This is a genomic window from Ruegeria sp. N7 (assembly GCF_056531345.1).
In genome coordinates this window covers 28,060-46,745 of the sequence record NZ_JBQFLR010000014.1, presented here as the reverse complement: position 1 = coordinate 46,745, position 18,686 = coordinate 28,060, and the positions used below count along the sequence as shown (strand labels likewise).

Annotated in this window: 14 protein-coding genes; 9 read left to right on the top strand and 5 right to left on the bottom strand. The window is 55.9% G+C overall.

Going from position 1 to position 18,686, the window contains the following annotated elements; translation table 11 throughout:
* Positions 1-112 precede the first annotated feature (112 nt).
* Both ACR0ES_RS14970 and ACR0ES_RS14965 read left to right on the top strand, forming a co-directional pair.
* The gene (locus ACR0ES_RS14970) at positions 113-1,057 is read left to right on the top strand and encodes a PDR/VanB family oxidoreductase (protein ID WP_480484327.1); all 945 of its coding nucleotides are present in this window, start codon (positions 113-115) and stop codon (positions 1,055-1,057) included.
* A gap of 417 nt (positions 1,058-1,474) precedes the next feature.
* Positions 1,475-3,301 (top strand): BCCT family transporter, encoded by a 1,827-nt coding sequence (locus ACR0ES_RS14965; RefSeq protein WP_480484328.1) that lies wholly within the window; start codon positions 1,475-1,477, stop codon positions 3,299-3,301.
* 197 nt (positions 3,302-3,498) lie between these two features.
* Here ACR0ES_RS14965 and ACR0ES_RS14960 read toward each other — a convergent pair whose 3' ends face one another.
* From ACR0ES_RS14960 to ACR0ES_RS14945, 4 genes are all read right to left on the bottom strand, one after another.
* Complete coding sequence (locus ACR0ES_RS14960; RefSeq protein ID WP_480871197.1) at positions 3,499-4,290, bottom strand: FAD binding domain-containing protein; 792 nt, start codon at positions 4,288-4,290, stop codon at positions 3,499-3,501.
* Positions 4,291-4,385: 95 nt separating this feature from the next.
* Positions 4,386-6,746 (bottom strand): xanthine dehydrogenase family protein molybdopterin-binding subunit, encoded by a 2,361-nt coding sequence (locus tag ACR0ES_RS14955; RefSeq protein ID WP_480871195.1) that lies wholly within the window; start codon positions 6,744-6,746, stop codon positions 4,386-4,388.
* A gap of 80 nt (positions 6,747-6,826) precedes the next feature.
* Entirely contained in the window at positions 6,827-7,309 is a 483-nt protein-coding gene (locus ACR0ES_RS14950; protein WP_480871193.1) for a (2Fe-2S)-binding protein, read from the bottom strand.
* A 28-nt stretch (positions 7,310-7,337) separates the two neighbouring features.
* Entirely contained in the window at positions 7,338-7,886 is a 549-nt protein-coding gene (locus ACR0ES_RS14945) for an SRPBCC family protein (protein ID WP_267367516.1), read from the bottom strand.
* 180 nt (positions 7,887-8,066) lie between these two features.
* Here ACR0ES_RS14945 and ACR0ES_RS14940 point away from each other — a divergent pair, with 180 nt between their 5' ends.
* From ACR0ES_RS14940 to ACR0ES_RS14930, 3 genes are read left to right on the top strand one after another with little or no spacing between them, the layout of a single operon-like run.
* Positions 8,067-8,747 carry a response regulator gene (locus tag ACR0ES_RS14940; RefSeq protein ID WP_480484332.1) on the top strand — a complete coding sequence of 227 codons (681 nt, stop codon included), beginning with the start codon at positions 8,067-8,069 and terminating at the stop codon, positions 8,745-8,747.
* Positions 8,748-8,792: 45 nt separating this feature from the next.
* A complete protein-coding gene (locus ACR0ES_RS14935) occupies positions 8,793-9,962 on the top strand; it encodes an FIST N-terminal domain-containing protein (RefSeq protein WP_480774224.1) in 1,170 nt (389 codons plus the stop codon).
* Between the two features lie 3 nt (positions 9,963-9,965).
* Positions 9,966-12,179, top strand: a complete 2,214-nt coding sequence (locus ACR0ES_RS14930; protein ID WP_480774225.1) for a hybrid sensor histidine kinase/response regulator — start codon at positions 9,966-9,968, stop codon at positions 12,177-12,179.
* A gap of 24 nt (positions 12,180-12,203) precedes the next feature.
* Here ACR0ES_RS14930 and ACR0ES_RS14925 read toward each other — a convergent pair whose 3' ends face one another.
* The gene (locus ACR0ES_RS14925; protein WP_480774226.1) at positions 12,204-13,148 is read right to left on the bottom strand and encodes a LysR family transcriptional regulator; all 945 of its coding nucleotides are present in this window, start codon (positions 13,146-13,148) and stop codon (positions 12,204-12,206) included.
* A 129-nt stretch (positions 13,149-13,277) separates the two neighbouring features.
* On the opposite strand from ACR0ES_RS14925, the gene ACR0ES_RS14920 reads away from it, so the two are divergent.
* The 4 genes from ACR0ES_RS14920 to ACR0ES_RS14905 all read left to right on the top strand — a co-directional run bounded on the left by ACR0ES_RS14920 (position 13,278) and on the right by ACR0ES_RS14905 (position 18,598).
* Entirely contained in the window at positions 13,278-14,285 is a 1,008-nt protein-coding gene (locus ACR0ES_RS14920) for a TAXI family TRAP transporter solute-binding subunit (protein WP_480774227.1), read from the top strand.
* Between the two features lie 80 nt (positions 14,286-14,365).
* The gene (locus ACR0ES_RS14915; RefSeq protein ID WP_480833147.1) at positions 14,366-16,579 is read left to right on the top strand and encodes a TRAP transporter permease; all 2,214 of its coding nucleotides are present in this window, start codon (positions 14,366-14,368) and stop codon (positions 16,577-16,579) included.
* A 1-nt stretch (position 16,580) separates the two neighbouring features.
* Positions 16,581-17,819, top strand: a complete 1,239-nt coding sequence (locus ACR0ES_RS14910) for an NAD(P)/FAD-dependent oxidoreductase (protein WP_480871191.1) — start codon at positions 16,581-16,583, stop codon at positions 17,817-17,819.
* Between the two features lie 38 nt (positions 17,820-17,857).
* Entirely contained in the window at positions 17,858-18,598 is a 741-nt protein-coding gene (locus ACR0ES_RS14905) for an aspartate/glutamate racemase family protein (protein ID WP_480871189.1), read from the top strand.
* The last annotated feature ends 88 nt before the right edge of the window (positions 18,599-18,686 follow it).

Genomic DNA, 18,686 nt, shown 5'->3' with positions numbered 1-18,686 from the left:
TGAGCTCAATTCACCCGAATGTTAGAAATTTTGCAATTGAAATCTATCTTTTTTCCTGTTGTTTGCTGAACGACGCAGAATGTACGCCACGTGAGACCGAACAGGACAAGTGATGGATACTCAAGTTGCCCGCCTTGTGCGAAAAACACCACTCAGCCCCGACACCTCTGATTTCTGCTTCGAGATCGAAAGCGGGCGCTTCACCAGCCTTGAGCCCGGGGCGCATGTGGACATCCATCTTGAAGACGGTCTGATACGGCAATACTCGCTGTGGAGCTGGAGCCAGGATGGACGCCTGATCAACGTGGCCGTCAAACGCGAAGACGAAGGGCGAGGCGGGTCACTGGCGATGCATGACCTGCAAGAGGGCGTGACCGTGGAAATCGGCGGTCCCCGCAACCATTTCAAACTCGAAAGCCATGATCGACACGTCACTTTGATCGCTGGCGGTATCGGGGCCACACCATTGGTTGCAATGGCACGTGAGTTGCTGAACCGAGGGCAGGATTTTCGTGTCTACTATCTTGTTCGATCGAAAGAATACGCGGCGATGGATGCGCAATTCCGGGCGCTTGGACTGGATGAATGGTATCATTTGCATTGTGATAACACAGACGGGCTATTCGATCTGAGATCGGTCATGCAATCGATGCCGATGGGCGCAGACGTTTATACCTGCGGCCCGGAACCGATGCTGAATGCGGTACTGGAAGCGGGTGCCTTGCTGCGTGGCGGCGCGATACACTTTGAACGGTTCGCCGCCGCGTCGGACATTGAACATGCCCCGAACGCCGATTTCCAGATCGAGATCCAGTCGACCGGCGCGGTCTATCCCGTTGGAAAGGACCAATCTATTCTGGAGGTTTTGCAGGCCAATGGTGTGCAGGTTGATTTCGGCTGCTCCGAAGGGCTTTGCGGAACCTGTATCGTTGATGTCGTTTCCGGCGAAGTTGATCATCGCGACGGTATACTTACTCCGCAAGAGCAGGAAACGCATGAGTTCCTGTGCACATGCGTTTCGCGGGCCAAGTCGGATAAATTGGTATTGAAACTGTAGAAGGAACCACAATCACGCCCTTTACTTGTTCTCGCTAACACATGTTTCGAGTAACCGAGTGCGTCGTTTCGAGTAGCATAAGGGTCGGATTCTTGGGTGAGCTGCCCTAACCTCTGTCATAGGTTTTCCCGAATTGAAGGGCGCAACCACTTCTTGCGAAGCTGCTACCAGGTTCAACGGCAGACAGACTTGTCACAACGAACCAACAGCTTTTGCAAGCGAACACAATCTGGGAGGAAAAGAGCGGTGGGCGATCCCACATGGTGTGTGGTCTTCCCCGTAAGTCTCAGCTGAGTTGCAGTCAACTCGCTGATCGTTTGGTGCATTGGGCATGTTTGTTTACGCCGTCCCGCGCGGTGCACCCCAAGCAGAAATCAAAATAACAAGAAACGGCGAACACACGGAGGAAAACGCAATATGTCGATACCCGATCCATTCACGGACGTTGAGATAAAGACGGCGGATGCCGGTTTTTATGAAAACTACAGCGTCCCAATTGCCCTGATCAGCAAGGCCATCATGGTTGCGCTGGTTTTGTGGGCACTAGTATTCCCTGCAAATGCAAACGGCACGCTTGGCAGCCTGAACGGGCGGCTGCTCGAGCTTTTCAACAGCTTCTACATTGTCATTGTCGGGTTGTTCCTCGTTTTTCTAGCCGTTGTCGCCGCTATTCCGTCCACGGGTCGCCGTGTGATGGGAACACCCGGTGAAAAGCCCGAGTTTTCGAACTTCTCATGGTTCTCCATGATGTTCGGCGCCGGCCTGGGTGTTGGTCTGATGGTTTTTGCAACCGCAGAACCGTTGGGGCTGTGGGGTTCGAACCCCGAAATCGTATCCGAGGCGGTCGTTGGAAATACACCCGAAGCACTGCAGTCGGCTTACCGCTATACCTTCTTGCACTACGGGTTTCACGCTTGGGCCATCTATGTGGTGACCGGTTTGTCGCTGGCATATTACGCTTATACCCGCGACATGCCTCTCACCATCCGTTCGGCGCTGACGCCTCTGTTTGGCCGCTTCGTCAATGGTTTCTTCGGCCATGTGGTTGACGTACTTGGCGTTGTTGCAACGATCCTCGGTGTTTCCGTCACCATCGGCTATGGTGTCAGCCAGTTCATCGACGGGCTTTATGCCATCACCGGTATGGAGTGGGTCATGGATCTGGGTGGTGAAGTTCCAACCCCCAGCAAAGTGGGTCTGATCACCGGTCTGGTCGTCATCATGTGCCTGTCGATTATTTCGGCCGTATCAGGCGTTGGTCGTGGTGTTAAATACCTGTCGAACCTGAACCTCGTATTGTCGATCATCCTGTTGGGCACGTTTGTTGTTTTCGGCTCGTTCGTCTTTGCTATGACCACTTATGGCACTGCAATGGTCGACTATATCCTGCATATCCTGTCGCTCAGCTTTAACGCCTATGGTCCACTGTCAGTTGAAGCCTTCGCTGCGGCTTTGCCTGCCGAAGCACAAGCCCATGCCAATGATCTGATGGGCGGAGCTACCAATGCGTGGGGCAGCTTTGACGGTTTCAAGAGTGGCCTGGAAGGGGCAGCAGCAGAGTTGGATGAAGCAACCCTGGCAGCCGTTTATGCGGCGGGTGAGCAGGGGCGTCAGTTCGGCTGGCAGTCGGGTTGGACCACGTTCTACTGGGCCTGGTGGATCGCGTTCTCGCCCTTCGTGGGCCTGTTCCTCGCGCGCATATCGAAAGGACGCTCTGTCCGCGAGTTCATCGTAGGCTGTGTGTTCGCCCCGGCTTTGGTGTGCTTTGCATGGATGACTGTTCTGGGAGGAACTGCGATTGATCTGGAACTGGCAGGCGCCGCAGAAGGTGCAATCATCGGTGCATCGAACACCAACAAGCTGTTCGTGACACTATCTTACATGATTGACGGTGGTCTGCTGTCAATGCTGAACGTGATGTGCGTGATCCTGATCATGACATTCCTCGTCACGTCGGCAGACTCGGGCATTCTGGTGATGAACACCATCATGTCGGGTGGCAGCCAGGAGACGGGCATCAAGCACCGCATCATCTGGGGTGTCATCCTGACGGCTGTGATCGGCGCGCTGATCCTCGCAGCCGGTGAAAACAACCCGATGGATGCGCTGCGAAACGCGATGATCATCGGTGCATTGCCCTTTACTGCTGTCATGGGTCTGATGTGTATTGCTCTGGCCAAAGCTTTGTTCCGCGACAGCCAGCGTGACAAACACGCCGCTACAGGTGCACAAGCCGCCGAATAAAGCGAAAGCTTAGTTTATGACTTGATCAGGCCGCCCGGAAATGGGCGGCCTGATTTCATTTTGCGCAGACACTGGCCACGACCCTCAAACAACGGAAAAGTGCTGGCCAGCCCGACCTTGGTGAGACACCCAAACCATATCTCAACGAAAAAGCCCCGGTAAAAACCGGGACTTTTGAGCATCTTGTCGTGAAATGCCTACATGCAGGCTTCAACGGCGCGTTTGGTCATGACCGACACAAGATGCGCCCGGTATTCCTTGCTGCCATGTAAATCAGCGATCATGTTGGCGGGGTTAATCCGAAGGTCCGTCAAGGCGTCCGGGCGAAACTCCTTGTTCAGCGCCTGCTCGGCTTCGCTCCAACGGAAGACGCCATCCTCACTTGCCCCGGTCACCGCCACGCGCACGCCGTCCGTGAAACGGGCCAAATATACCCCAACAAGTGCAAACCGCGATGCTGGTTGCAGGAATTTTTGATAGCTTGCCGCCTGCGGAACCGGAAAGCGGATCGAGGTGATGATCTCTCCTTCATCCAGGGCTGTGGTGAACATGCCTTGAAAAAAGTCATCTGCCGCAATTTGACGCGCGTTGGTCACCACGGTTGCGCCCGATCCCAGCACACCCGCCGGATAACAGGCAGCCGGGTCATTGTTCGCAACCGAACCACCGATGGTTCCACGATTGCGCACTGCCGGGTCGCCAATTTGTCCAGCCAATGCCGCCAGCGCGGGATAAGATCCTGCAGCGTCGCGAGCAACGACAGCGTGAGGTGTTGCACCCCCAACAGAGACTGAGCCGTCATCATCAACGCAGACGCCTTGCATCTCGGCAATGCCGCTCACCGACACCAGTTTGGACGGTGCCGCCAACCGTTGCTTCAATGTCGGGATCAGCGTTTGTCCGCCTCCCAACGCCTGCGCATCCTCTGCTGCCAATGCTGCAACCGCGTCAGCAATGGTCGAGGGCTTCTCAAACTCGAAATTGTACATTTCGTTCTTCCTTTCCGAAAGGCGCTGATCCGCCCTTCATCTGGCTATAAATATCCCGGGGAGCGCGAGGGGCTGGCCCCTCGCACCCCAACCTCTCAACCATGCATCGCCGTCCAAACGCGTGACGGGCTCATCGGCATGTCGATATGATCAACAGCCCTTCCACCCGAGTTCAACGCATCCAGCACCGCGTTGACCACCGCAGGCGGTGAGCCGATCGCTCCGGCCTCGCCGCAACCCTTCACGCCCAGCGGATTGTGCGTACAGGGCGTCTGGCTGGAATGATCCACGCCGTAGAACGGGACGTCATCAGCGCGTGGCATCGCGTAATCCATGAAGGACGCGCTCAGCAATTGGCCGTTCTCATCATAGGCACAGTTCTCCAGCAAGGCCTGACCGATGCCCTGGCCGATACCGCCATGCACTTGTCCGTCAACGATCATTGGATTGACGATATTGCCAAAGTCATCCGCAGCCGTGAACTTCTCGATACTGACCTGACCTGTGTCTGGATCAACCTCGACCTCACAGGCATAAGCCCCTGCCGGGAAAGTAAAGTTGGCCGGGTCATAGAACGCGGTTTCCTCCAGTCCAGGTTCAACTTCCAGCGGATAGTTGTGCGGGACATAAGCCGTGAGGGTCACATCTCCCCAAGCTACAGACTTGTCGGTCCCCGCAACGCTGAACTGACCGTCCTTAAGTTCGATATCCGCCTCGGACGCCTCCAGCAAATGGGCTGCGATCTTTTTGGCCTTGTCGATCACCTTTTCGGTGGCCTTGACCATAGCCGAGCCGCAAACCGCCAGCGAGCGTGAGCCATAGGTGCCCATGCCAAACGGGATCTTCGAGGTATCCCCGTGCACAATCTCGACCATCGACTCATCGATACCGATCATGTCGGCCACGACCTGCGGGAAGGCTGTTTCATGGCCTTGACCGTGGCTGTGTGCGCCAACCATCACACTGATCGAACCGGTGGCGTTCACCCGAACAGTTGCCGCATCATAAAGACCCGCCCGGGCCCCCAACATGCCAACGATATTCGAGGGCGCGATGCCGCAGGCCTCGATATAGCAGTTGACACCCAAGCCCCGCAGCTTGCCGTTGGCCTCGCTTTTTGCACGACGTGCGGCAAAGCCTGCCAGATCGGCAGCCGCCTCAAGCTTGTCCATTGTCCCGTTATAATCCCCGGTGTCGTAAGTCAGCGCCACCGGCGTGTCATAGGGGAACTGCGTGACAAAGTTCTGGCGACGCAGGGCGATTGGATCGACACCCAACTCGCGCGCGGCCTTGTCTATAACGCGCTCCAGCTGGAAGGTTGCTTCGGGTCGACCAGCACCGCGATAGGCATCCACGGGCACTGTATTTGTGAACATCGCCTTCACATTCACCTGAATGACCGGGGTCTTATAGTTGCCAGCCATCAGCGTCCCGTGCAGCCATGTCGGAACCGAGCTGGAGAAAGTCGACAGATAAGCGCCCAGATTGGCATAGGTGTTGGTCCGCAGGCCGATGAAGTTGTTATCAGCATCCAGAGCCAGCTCAATCGTGCTGACATGGTCACGACCCTGCGCATCCGACATGAACGCCTCGGACCGGCTGGCGGTCCACTTGACGGGGCGGTTGCAGGCCTTGGCGGCAAAGGTGCAGAACGCTTCTTCTGCGTAATGGAAAATCTTGGTGCCAAAACCACCGCCCACATCCGGGGCTACGACGCGGACTTTATGTTCCGGCAGACCCAGAACGAACGCGCACATCAACAAGCGGATGACATGCGGGTTCTGCGACGTGGTGTAGAGCGTATATTCATCCGTGCCCCGGCTGTACTCGGCCACAGCCACGCGCGGCTCCATCGGGTTGGCGACCAGCCGGTTGTTCACCAGATCCAAAGTGGTGACATGCGCCGCATTGGCAAAGACGTCGTTCACCTTGGCGTCGTCGGCCTCACCCAGCTGCCAGTCATAGCAGATGTTGTTTTTCAGATCGTCATGAACCAGCGTCGCGCCCTCCTGCGCGGCGGATTTCATGTCGATCACGGCGGGCAGTTCCTCGATATCCAGATCAATAGCCTCGGCCGCGTCACGGGCCTGTTCCAGGCTGTCAGCCACCACGGCAGCGATCGGATCACCCACGTGGCGCACCTTGCCCTGTGCCAGAATTGGGTGTGGTGGTTCCTGCATCGGCGCGCCGTGCTTGTCGGTCACTTCCCAGCCACAGGGCATTCCGCCCACGCCTTCAAAGTCTTTGCCGGTGAATACTCTGACCACACCGGGCATACCTTCGGCGGTTGATGTATTTACAGAATTGATCCGACCATGCGCGATGTCGGACCGCAGGAAATATACGTAAGCCTGACCACGTACGTTGATGTCGTCGGTATAGTTGCCTGCTCCGGTCAGAAAGCGGACGTCCTCGCGCCGCTTGGAACTGGCTCCGATGCCACTGTCTTTGGGCATTGCTTGTTCTCCTCCCATAAACGGATGCTGCTGCACCCTTCACTTGTCCCTCGGGCGCAACGTTTACGCCCGCAGCGGCATCATTCCGCGGCGATACTGCCGACGTCCTGACCTGAGGCGGCCATGATCGCCTTGATGATATTGTGGTATCCTGTGCAACGGCACAGGTTGCCTTCCAAGTACTTCCTGATTTCGGCCTCAGATGGGCGCGGGTTGTCTTTCAGCAGCGCTGCGGCGCTCATCACCATACCCGGTGTACAGAACCCGCATTGAAGGCCGTGATGATCCTGAAAGGCTTGCTGGATCACGTTCAGCGAACCGTCCGCATTTGCCTGACCTTCTATGGTGCCAACATCAGCGCCGTCGGCTTCGACCGCCAGCATATTGCACGACTTCACGGCCTGACCATTCACATGTACAACGCAGGCGCCGCACTGGGCCGTATCACAGCCGACATGCGTGCCCGTCAATGAAAGTTGCTCGCGCAGAAAGCCGGACAGTAATGTCCGGCCCTCGACCTCGCCGCTTACGGCCTTGCCGTTCACGGTCATGGAAATTTTCATGACTTTCTCCTCCCTGAGTTCCAACGGTTCAACCGCCCAATACGCGCTTGAACCAACCTTTTTTTGCTTCGCCGCCTTCACCCTCGGCAGAAGGTTCAGCTTGAACCTGATCCGAGGTTTCCGGATCGGGTGTTTTTTCGGGTTCGACCGCGTTCTGAAAATTTTCAAAGAACCGGTCGGCCATTTTTCTGGCGACGCCATCGATGACCCGGCTGCCCAGCTGGGCCAGCTTGCCACCGACACGTGCGTCGACGGTATAGGTCAGCAGAGTACCTTCGGGCACATCAGACAAACTGACATCGGCCGCACCCTTGGCAAAACCAGCAGCCCCACCCTTACCTTCACCCGAGAGCTTCACGCTTTCAAGCGTTACGATATCAGAAAGGGTAACGGCCCCTTTGAAGGTCGCTTTTACGGGGCCGACTTTCTGCACCACCGTCGCTTCGAATCCGTCATCGACCGAGCCCGTCATTTCCTGACATCCCGGAACGCATTCTTTCAGAACCTCAGCCGACAAAAGCGCGTCCCAGACCTTGGATCGCGGCGCGGCAATGACGCGGCTGTCACTAAGCTCCATTTCTCTTCTCCAGGTGTTTTTTCTTACGCTACGTGGTGTTTTTCGCCCTGCCTATTAGACCTTGGGTGTAGGTGTCGCCGAGCCGATCTTATGTACGACTTTGGGCCAGTAGGCGCAGATTACTTTCGTTGTTAGGATTGGGTAAGCTGGGGACAACCTGATTGAAAAAGGCAATACCAAATGCTTGCTGACTCCGTTGTAAGGTCTGGCTTCGAGAAAGTGCTGATCGTCGATGACCACCCCCTGTTTTGCGACGCGCTGTCGATGACCTTGCAAAGCGTGGCGCAGATCGGCGAAATCCATACCGCAGACCGATTGGAAGGCGCGATGGAACTTCTGTCAGGGGGGCTGAAACCGGACGCGGTCATGCTGGACCTCAACCTGCCGGATGTGGAAGGGCTGGACGGCCTTGTCCGTCTGAAGGCTGCTGCGAATGCCCCGGTTATTGTGGTGTCCTCGATGACGGATAATCGCGTTGTCAGTCAGGTGATTCAGGCGGGCGCATCGGGTTATGTGCCCAAGCATAGCCAACGCGATGTGTTTCGCCTGGCATTCGAGACAGTGCATTCCGGCAAAGTTTTCGTGCCCGAAGGGTGCGTTCTGATCAATGTCGAAGAGGATGAACACGCCGACGCGGTCAATCGGCTTGCGACGCTGACAAATCAGCAGGCCCGCATTCTGCAACTGATCTGTGAGGGCAAGCTGAACAAACAGATTGCCTATGACCTGTCCATTGCGGAACCCACGGTCAAAGCGCATGTCACGGCAATCATGCGGAAACTGGGTGTGCAAAGCCGGACGCAAGCCGTTCTGATTGCAAAGAAAGCGTCGTTTGCCAGCGTCTTGCAAGACCAAGGCTAAGCGTCATACTCTCACCACATCGTCGCGCTTTAGGGAGGAGGCTCGATGGACCAAGCAGTCGGGTGGGCGACAGCCCGGACCGGTGCAACAGGCATCGTCAAAACGGCTTTCGTGCGTTACGACACCGGGCAGGCGCTTGGGGTGCTCGAACGTCAATTCGGAGCTGAACCACTTGCGCTGGTGATATTGTTTGTTAGTCCGAACGCGGACGCGGCTGCGGTCATTGCCAAAGCCGAGCAGGTGTTTGCGCCTACGCCGGTGGTTGGCTGCACCACCGCCGGAGAACTTGCGGACAGCGGTTATTGCGAAGACCAGATCGTCGCAATCGGCCTTCCGCAATCCCATTTCGACACGCGTACGGTCCTGGTTTCCGATCTGAACGATTTTGAGGCGGAAAGCATCATCAACGAGATGATCCACAACCGAAATGCCATGATGGTCACGGCGCCCGACTGGAGCCATGAATTTACATTCCTGATGATCGACGGATTGTCGACCAAAGAGGATGCGTTGACCTCCGAGTTGGCCGTCGGTTTGGGGCCGGTGCCATTGTTTGGCGGATCGGCCGGTGATGGAACCCGGTTCCGGCGTACCTATGTGCTGCATCAGGGCAAGGCGCTGAGCAATGCTGCCATACTGACTCAGGTTCGTACGCGGTGCCCGATCAAGGTGTTCAAAACCGATCATCTGGTACCAACGACCCGGCGTATGGTCGTAACCAAGGCGGATCCGGCAAAGCGCATCGTTCAGGAGATCAACGCTGAGCCCGCCGCCCGCGAATACGCCCGTATCCTTGGCAAGGATCCGGAACAACTGACGACATTCACCTTTGCGGCGCACCCCGTTGTTGTACAGATTGGCGGGCAGCATCACGTCCGCGCCATTCAGCAGGTGGCGGGCAACGGGGACCTCGTCTTTTTCTCGGCCATTGATGAAGGGCTTGTGCTGACGCTGGCCGAACCAAGGGACATGGTCGAGCACCTTGAGGAAGAAATCGGCCTTCTGACCGAGAAACGGCAACCCGACACCATTCTGGGCTGTGATTGCATTCTCCGCCGACTGGAAGCGCAGGAAAAGCAAAAGACCCGCGAAATCTCGGACATTCTGGCCCGCAACCACGTTGTCGGATTCTCAACTTACGGAGAGCAGTACAACTCAATCCATGTGAACCAAACTCTGACGGGTGTTGCGATTTATCCACCCGAGAAAGAGTAACGTATGATCGAGCATCTTACAGATCCCACGGACTCGGTTGACCGCCAGAACGAGAAACTTCGCAAGATTGCCGAAGCGCTAATGCGCCGGGTAGAAGAATCCACCGATGCGTCAGGCGCAGCTTATGCGCAATTTCAGCGCGCGGCCGTGCTTGAACAAGAGGTCCGCGCCCGGACGAATGATCTGGAACGTGCCCTTGAATTGCTGAACGATTCCAATGCCAGACTGGCACAGGCGAACAAGGACACAGAAGCCGCACGCGCTGACCTGGCCAATGCAATCGAAACGGTGCAGGAGGGGTTCGCCCTTTTCAATCGCGACGAAAAACTGGTGCTGTGCAACAGCCGCTTTGGTCTGCATATGCCTGACATTCAGGAGCGGCTGAGCCCGGGGCTGAGCTTTGCCGAATATGTTGAACTGGTCAGCCGATCCGGGTTTCTGTCCCTGCCTGAAACGATGACACCGACAGACTGGGCCAAAAGCCGTTTGGACCGGCATACGGACGATCATGTGGTGTTCAACGTCCGGCTTGTTGGCAATCGGTGGTCGCAAGTATCCGAACACCGCACGCCGGATGGCGGCACTGTTATCCTGCAAACCGATGTGACCGATATCATGCGGATCGAACGGCAGGAGCGTGACCGGATACTGGATGACAAGGCCAGGCTGATCCGCGCGACGCTGGAACATATCGAACAGGGCGTTTGCATTTTTGACAACAAACACCGTCTGATCGGGTGGAACAACCGCGCCAGCGAGTTGCTGGCCATTCCGATCGCACAGTTTCAGATGGGGACCCGGTTTGAATCGCTGTCCAATCGCCTTGGCACGAACATCAAGTTCCAGAAGGGGGTAACGGAAGCCGATCTGCTGGATTGGGTGACGCGGCAAACTTATCGCCGTCCTCTGCAATTTCAGATGCACCGCGGAAGGTCAAAAATTCTTTCGGTGTTTGCGCAGGAGATGCCGGACCGGGGCTTTGTGATATCCTTCACCGATGTAACCGCAGAACGAAAGTCCGCTCAGGCCTTATACGAAGCCAAAGAGCTGTTGGAACAACGCGTAACATCTCGCACAATGGAACTGGCTGACGCGTTGAACGAGGCCGAGCGTGCAAATGCATCCAAGTCGCGATTCGTGGCAGCTGCCAGTCACGACCTGTTGCAACCTCTTTCCGCGGCAAAGCTTTATGTTGCATCGCTGGGCAGCGGCCTGGATAAAGACGACGCAAAGACCGTTGCAGGCAAGGCTGAAAGTGCGCTGAACAGCGTTGAACACATTCTGGAAGCGCTGCTGGATATCTCGAAGCTGGATTCAGGACGGGCCACCGCGCATTTGTCGACCATATCTGTGAGCACGCTGTTTTCGCAGATGGAAGACGCATTTCGCCCGGTGGCGCAGGCAAAAGGGCTTGAGCTCTCATTTGTTGACACGAACGCGCGTGTGACCAGCGACGCCAGCTATTTGCGTCGGATTTTGCAGAACCTGCTGTCGAACGCGATCAGATATACCGAGACCGGAAAGGTTCTGGTCGGTGTGCGGCGTCGCAAAGGCGCAATTGCCTTGCAAGTCTGGGATACAGGTATCGGTATCGCGTCAGACCAAAGAGACATCGTCTTTCAGGAATTTCAGCGCCTGCATTCTGATGCCAGCGCCGCAGAGGGTATGGGATTGGGCCTTGCAATCGTGGAGCGCGCCTGTGGGCTGTTGCAACATCCAATCCAGCTGTTTTCCGAAGTAGGCAAAGGCACTGGATTCTCGGTCGAAGTGCCGTTGGCGCAGGAAGAGCAGACCACATCCAGCAGCGCCCCTGCGGCCCACGATCCGGGCTCCAAGGTACTTGGTAACACGGTCGTATTGTTGATTGAGAATGATGAAAACCTTCGTAGCGCACTGACCATGACCATCGAATCCTGGGGGGTCGAGGTTTTGGAGAGCGAAAGCGAAGACGAAGCAATCAATCTTCTTCGTGAAATTGACATTCTGCCCGATGCAATAGTTGCCGATTTTCAGTTGAATCACGATAGAACCGGTGTCGACGCGATACATGCCCTGACGAACGAGTTTGGACCTCTGCCCGGCTGCGTTATTTCGGCCAACCGATCATCTGAACTGGCCAGGCGCTGCAAGCGCGCCAATCTGCCTTTGCTCTACAAACCGCTTGATGCGCAACTTTTGCGGTCAACGCTGGAGTCATCAATTGAACAACGCAACTGAGCAGCACTGGAAACGTGTATGTTTTCAGGCGATTTCTGTCTGTGGGTTGGCACCTGTTCGATGCAGCATCGACAAAACCTCAGCCTTCCAGCCGGCTTTGATCTGCAACGCTAGCTGGGACGGAGGCCGGTGGTTCGGTGACAGGATCGCATATTCATACCTCAACGGTTCACTGAAGGGCAAAAACACGACACGGTCGTTTGAAATGTTCAACTCCCGCTCGGTAACGACTGTCAACGGATCGACAATCGTGCAGCATTGGCCCGATCCGACAAAAGGGATAAGCGGCAGAAAATATTGGCAGGTCACGGTTGGCGTATAATTCGCCGAGACCATCTGAAACGCTTGTCGCACTTTTTCCTGAAACGGATGCGTGTCATGCAGCCCGCCCATTGGAACTCCGTCAAGATCGGATATCGTAACGGCGCTTTCTTTCGCCAGAGGGTTGTCTCTGTCCAGCGCGCAAAAACAGTCGCCGCTTATGATCTCGGCTGAGAACTGTGGTTGCTTACCTGTCGGATGCTCAAAATCCGCAAACCCGAAATCGATGTTCTGAGTACCCGCCAGTTCCATAATCTGCGGAGAGCTGCGGGTTGAAAGTGTAATTTGTATATCGGGGTTTCCACCAACTGAACGGCTGATGAAATTCGGAAAGGCAAAAGTGGAAGGGCCTGGCATCGCTGCAATATTCAAGCTACCGGAACTCCCTTTCAGAAGCCCGTGCATCGTATTGGAAATCGTAGATAATCTGTCCAGAATACCAGTGGTTTCTGACAATAGGTAGTGCGCTTCCGGTACTGGAATCAAACGGCGCCCTCTTCGTTCGAACAGGATCAGCCCCAAACTTTTTTCTAGGTTCTTGAGCGCAAGGCTGATGGCCGGCTGTGTCCGGTTCAGCTTTTTTGCGGTTTGAGAGATAGAGCCGCTTTCCATCACCTCACGAAAAACAGTCAATTGAGTAAGGTTCATTCCACATCCATAAGCCAAACTTCAGTTTAGTTAAATATAACAAATTTGTATTTATGGTAAATCTCCATAGGCTGATTGGATCAGAGTTCGGACAAACCGAATCCAATGATCCAAAACTGGGAGCTTACGATGAGACTGATGAAATGCCTGACAGGTCTGGCTTTGGCAGGCGCTATGGCCGCGCCTGCACTTGCACAGGACCCAACTTTTTTCCGTATTGGCACCGGTGGTGCAGGCGGCACTTATTTTCCGATTGGCGGAACTATCGCAAATGGGATCTCGGCCCCTCCGGGCTCGCGCCCCTGCGAAGAGGGTGGTCAGTGCGGCGTACCCGGCCTGATCGCGATTGCACAATCAACAACTGCGTCAGTCTTTAACAACGCGGCAGTGGAGAATGGCGAGCTTGAGGCCGGTCTGGCCGCCGCTGATGTCACCCGTTCGATGTATCTGGGCGAAGGCAAGTTCGAAGGCAAGCCGCATCCCAAGCTGCGCATTGTAGCAAACCTGTTCCCAGAGGATCTGCATCTGGTTCTGCCCGCAGGTCAGACCATTGGTGACCTGAGCGATCTCAAAGGCAAGCGCGTGGGTATCGCACAGGCGGGTTCAGGCACACAGGTGGCCGTGCTGCAGATGTTGGATGCATGGGGCGTAAACCGCGATAACATGGACGAAGCAGAGCTGAACAACAGTCAGAGCGCCGAGCGTCTGGCCGATGGGCAGCTGGACGCGTATTTCTACGCAGCTGGCTGGCCGGTCGCCGCTATGGTGCAGTTGTCATCGACAAAAGGCATGAACCTGCACTCGTTCAGTGACGAAGACCTTGCCAAGATTAACGAGATCATTCCGGCCTATATCCCTTCCGCCATACCGGGCGGTGTGTATGAAGGGATTGACTCCGAAACCAAGACCCCAGCGGTCAGCGCTATGCTGGTTGTGTCGTCGGATCTGTCCGAAGAACTGGTCTATCAGCTGACCAAAGCACTGTGGAACGACAACACCCGAAAACTGCTGGACAACGGTCACGCCAAAGGCAAGCAGATCACAGCTGACACAGCTTTGGACGGGGTCGAAGCACTGGGTGTCCCGCTGCATCCTGGTGCAGAGAAGTTCTATAAAGAAGCAGGCCTTCTGCAGTAATCGAACCTCATTGAAGCCTGTCGTCGGTGCCCCTGTGCGGGGCACCGCACTCTCCTTACACGCGCAATCAGAGGGCCATCATGTCCGAGACCGAAACACGCGATGACCACGACCTGACAGCCGAAGAACTGGCAGCCATCGAAGAACAGTTCGACGAAGGCGCCGCAGTACGTCAGGTTACACCGAACACGGCCAAGGTTCTGCGGGTTGTTGCCCTGTTATTCGCGTCCTATGAATTCTTCACCGCAGGTTTCGGCTTGCCGGCGGACCACTGGCACATGGGCATTTATCTGGCCCTGTTATTCATACTGGTTTACGCGACCATTCCGATTGTCGGGGCCAAAAACCTATATGCGCTCAAAATCAGCAGGTTTCGTATCGGGAACGTCCCGCTTTATGACCTGGTATTCATGGCATTTGGCATCGTTGCGGCGCTTTACGTTGGATTTGCCTGGCGCGGTATTCCCTTTCTCGGGATCGAGGAACAGACTTTTCGTATGGGTAATCCCAACAATTACGATGTCTTTCTTGGCGTGGTTATCATTCTGCTGGTACTTGACATCGCCCGTCGCACGCTGGGTTGGGTGCTGCCGCTGATTATCTGCGTATTCATCTCTTACGCTCTGCTTGGTCCTTATTTTCCCGGTTTGTTGCAGCATCCCGGTGTAAATTTCAAAACCTTCGTGTCGTCGATGTACTTTCCGCAGGAAGGCATCTATGGCGTCACGCTTTGGGTCGTTTCGACCATAGTCTTCCATTTTGTTTTGTTTGGTGTGATCGCGCAGCGCACCGGGTTGGGACAGTTGTTTATCGACAATGCCACCATTCTGGCGGGTCGCTATACAGGTGGCCCGGCCAAGGTATCGGTCGTTTCATCGGCATTCTTTGGAACGATCTCGGGGTCTTCAGTCGCCAACACGGTTTCAACCGGAGCGCTAACCATCCCGAACATGAAACGCCTGGGTTATCCGGGCCATTTCGCGGGCGGGGTCGAGGCCGCTTCCTCGGCGGGCGGCCAGATCACCCCGCCCATCATGGGAGCCGCGGCCTTTATCATGGCCGAGTTCCTGGAGGTGCCTTACACCACTATTGTCATTGCGGCGATCTTCCCGGCGCTTCTGCACTACGTGGGTGTCTTTGCAGTTGTGCATCTGATGGCGCGCAAGCTGAACCTGAAGGGTCTGACGAAAGAGCAATTACCGCAGCTTAAAGCTGTCTGGGCTGAAGGTTGGGCCAATATCGTGCCCCTGATTGGCCTGCTGGTGGTGCTGTTTACCGGTTACACGCCATTCATGTCGGCCTTCTGCGGCATATCGCTGGCGGTGATCGCGGGTATGTCGCGTATCAAGCAGCCACCAACGCTGATTTACGCGGCGGCGTTTCTGGCCTTTGTGTTGTGGAAATTCTCGGATGGCGGGTTCGACCTGACAATGACCGCGATACTCTGCGCGCTGTCTGTGACAGCCACACTGAACCCACAAAAACGTATCGAAGTGCCCGAGATGCTGGCTGCTGTCGAACTGGGCGTAAAATACTCGCTGGCCGTGGGTGCCGCTGCCGCCGCTGTGGGTATCGTTGTGGGTGTGATTAACACCACCGGTATCGGCTTTCGTATCGGATTTATGGTCACGCAAGGGGCAGGCAATCTGGCGGCGGATCTTTATAATATGATCTCGTTCGGCAGCTTCCAGCTGTTTGCAATCGAAGACCTGCAACTGTTCATCTCACTGATCTTCATCGCTGTCGTCTGCATTTTGATGGGGGCGGGTATTCCAACCACCGCGCTTTACATCATGCTGGTTTCGGTTGCGCAGCCCGCGCTGGCCCAGTTGGGTGTTCCGCCCATCGCAAGCCACCTGTTCGTGCTTTACTACGGTGTGGTATCCGAAATTACACCTCCGGTCTGTACCTCGGCTTATGCGGCAGCTGCGATCGCCAACTCAAATCCGTTCCGCACCGGGCTGTCCGCGTTTACGCTCGGGTTGGGCAAGGTGATAGCGCCGATGGCATTCGTCTATGCGCCGGTTTTGTTGTTCGTGTCCTCCACAGGGTTTGATTTTTGGGAATTCACATATACTGCGGCAAGTTGCATAGCGGGGGTCATCGCTCTGTCCGCGGCGGTCGTCGGCTATTGGCTGCAACCGCTCAACGTATTGTCTCGTATTCTGATGGCCTTTGCCGGGATCATCTTCGTGGCACCCACGTTAACGGCTGACCTGATCGCGCTGGCTGTGGCGTCACCCGTGATCGTTGCGCAGTTGATCGCCCGTACCCGAACTCAAGCAACGGCCTGACATGTCTGAACGTGTTACCATAATCGGCGCCGGGATCGTCGGCATCTGCTGCGCGCTGTCATTGCAGGAACGTGGCAAAACCGTGCGGTTGATTGACCGGGGAGAGCCCGGGCAGGAGACCTCATTCGGTAATGCCGGTGTCGTCTCGCCATGGTCAGTGATCCCCCAAGCGGTTCCCGGTATCTGGAAGGCAATTCCCCGGATGCTGCTGGACCCCAAAAGCGCCTTGTCCGTCAGGGCCTCGTTCTGGCCGAGGATGGTCCCTTGGGGCCTGAGGTTTTTGAAAGCATCTGATGAACGATCGGTCCGCCGAATCTCGGATGCGATGGAGCTTCTTTGCAGACCGTCGATAGAGTTGTATCGACGTCATTTGCAGAACACTGGTTATGAAGACCTGATTGTCGATTCCAACTACATCCATGCTTTCCGACACCCGAATCAAGCTGACCTGAAGGCGCTGGGATATCTGATCCGACAGGAGAAAGGTGGGCAACTCGAGAGGATCGACGGCCCAGAGTTGCGCCGAATTGAACCCGCTCTATCCAGGGATTTCGAAGCAGCGATCCTTATCAAAGGTCAGGCACGGATTACATCACCCGGTCAGGTTGGCGCGGTTCTGGCTGAAAAAGCGCGCCAACAAGGCGCTGAGTTTATTCGGGCCGAAGTTCGAAAACTGAACCGTACCGACGAGGGGCGGTGGCATCTGACAACCCAGACCGATACGCTTCAGGCTGATACAGTCATATTGGCTGCAGGTGTGTGGTCTGCCGAGCTTTTGAAACCCTTGGGTCTGTCTGTGCCGCTGGCTGCTGAACGTGGGTATCATGTTCAGTTCCCCGCACCTTTGGCGAGCCTTCAGAATTCGGTTATGGATGTGGATGCCAAAGTGGTTGCCAGTTCGATGCAGGGCGGGCTGCGTGTGGCAGGCACCGCCGAGTTTGCGCGTGTAGATGCCCCGCCCGATCCACGAAAACAGGCGTTACTGACGCGACAAGCCAAGGCAATGATACCGGATCTTAATACCGCCGACACGCAATTCTGGATGGGGCGCCGCCCATCGTTTCCAGACAGCTTGCCTGCCATCGGGCCGATTGACGGACATCAGGGATTGTTCAGCGCTTTCGGTCATTCCCACTATGGCCTGATGATGGCGCCTAAAACCGGAGAGCTTGTGGCCGATCTGGTAGCTGGACAGCGTCTGAACATCAGTCTGGACCCATTTGCCTTGTCGCGGTTTTGAAACACGCGAAGCGACTTCTCGAGAAGGATCACAACGTCATGCCGATCTACCCAGGTGGACAGAATATCTGCGGGGCATCCATCGGGGTTTTGTGCCTGGAAAGCTATTTCCCCAAACCTCCGGGCCATATCAAAAACCCATCGAGTCTTCCGTTCCCGGTGCTGTATGAGATGATTGAAGGCGTCACAGTACCAAAGCTGCTGAACAACCCGACACCAGAGTTGCTGGAGCCCTTCATCAAAGGCGCGCAGAGGCTTGAATCCGAAGGTGTGCGGGCCATCACTGGCAGTTGCGGGTTTCTTGCATTGTTCCAGAAAGAGCTGGCCGAAGCCGTGTCCGTGCCCGTTTTTGCCTCAAGCCTGATTCAGGTGCCGCTGGCTTATCACATGACCGGTGCCAGTGCACCGGTAGGAGTGATAACCGCCGATTCCTCGGCGCTGACGCAACGCCATTTCGATGGGGTTGGGGCAGGGGACATCCCCGTAGCTGTGCAGGGTCTTGAGAACACGACCGAGTTCGCCGAAGTCATCCTGCGCAATACGCGCACCCGAATGGATACCGATCTGATTGAGGCTGAAGTTCTGAATGCTGTACGCAAACTGAAACGCGATACACCGGAAATCCGTTCGCTGGTACTGGAATGCACCGATCTACCGCCTTACGCGGCCTCAATTCAGAAGGAATTGAGCCTGCCGGTTTATGATCTGGTGACCTTGGCACATATGGCCCATTCGGTAAGCACGCGTAGCCCGTATCGCGGACTTATGCCGTGGGTTTGATGTGGACACTGCCTGGCGTGCTGACTTGATGAACAGCCAAACTGAAACGGCCTGACTGCGGAGTGAACCAAGGGTCTTCCCCTTGCCG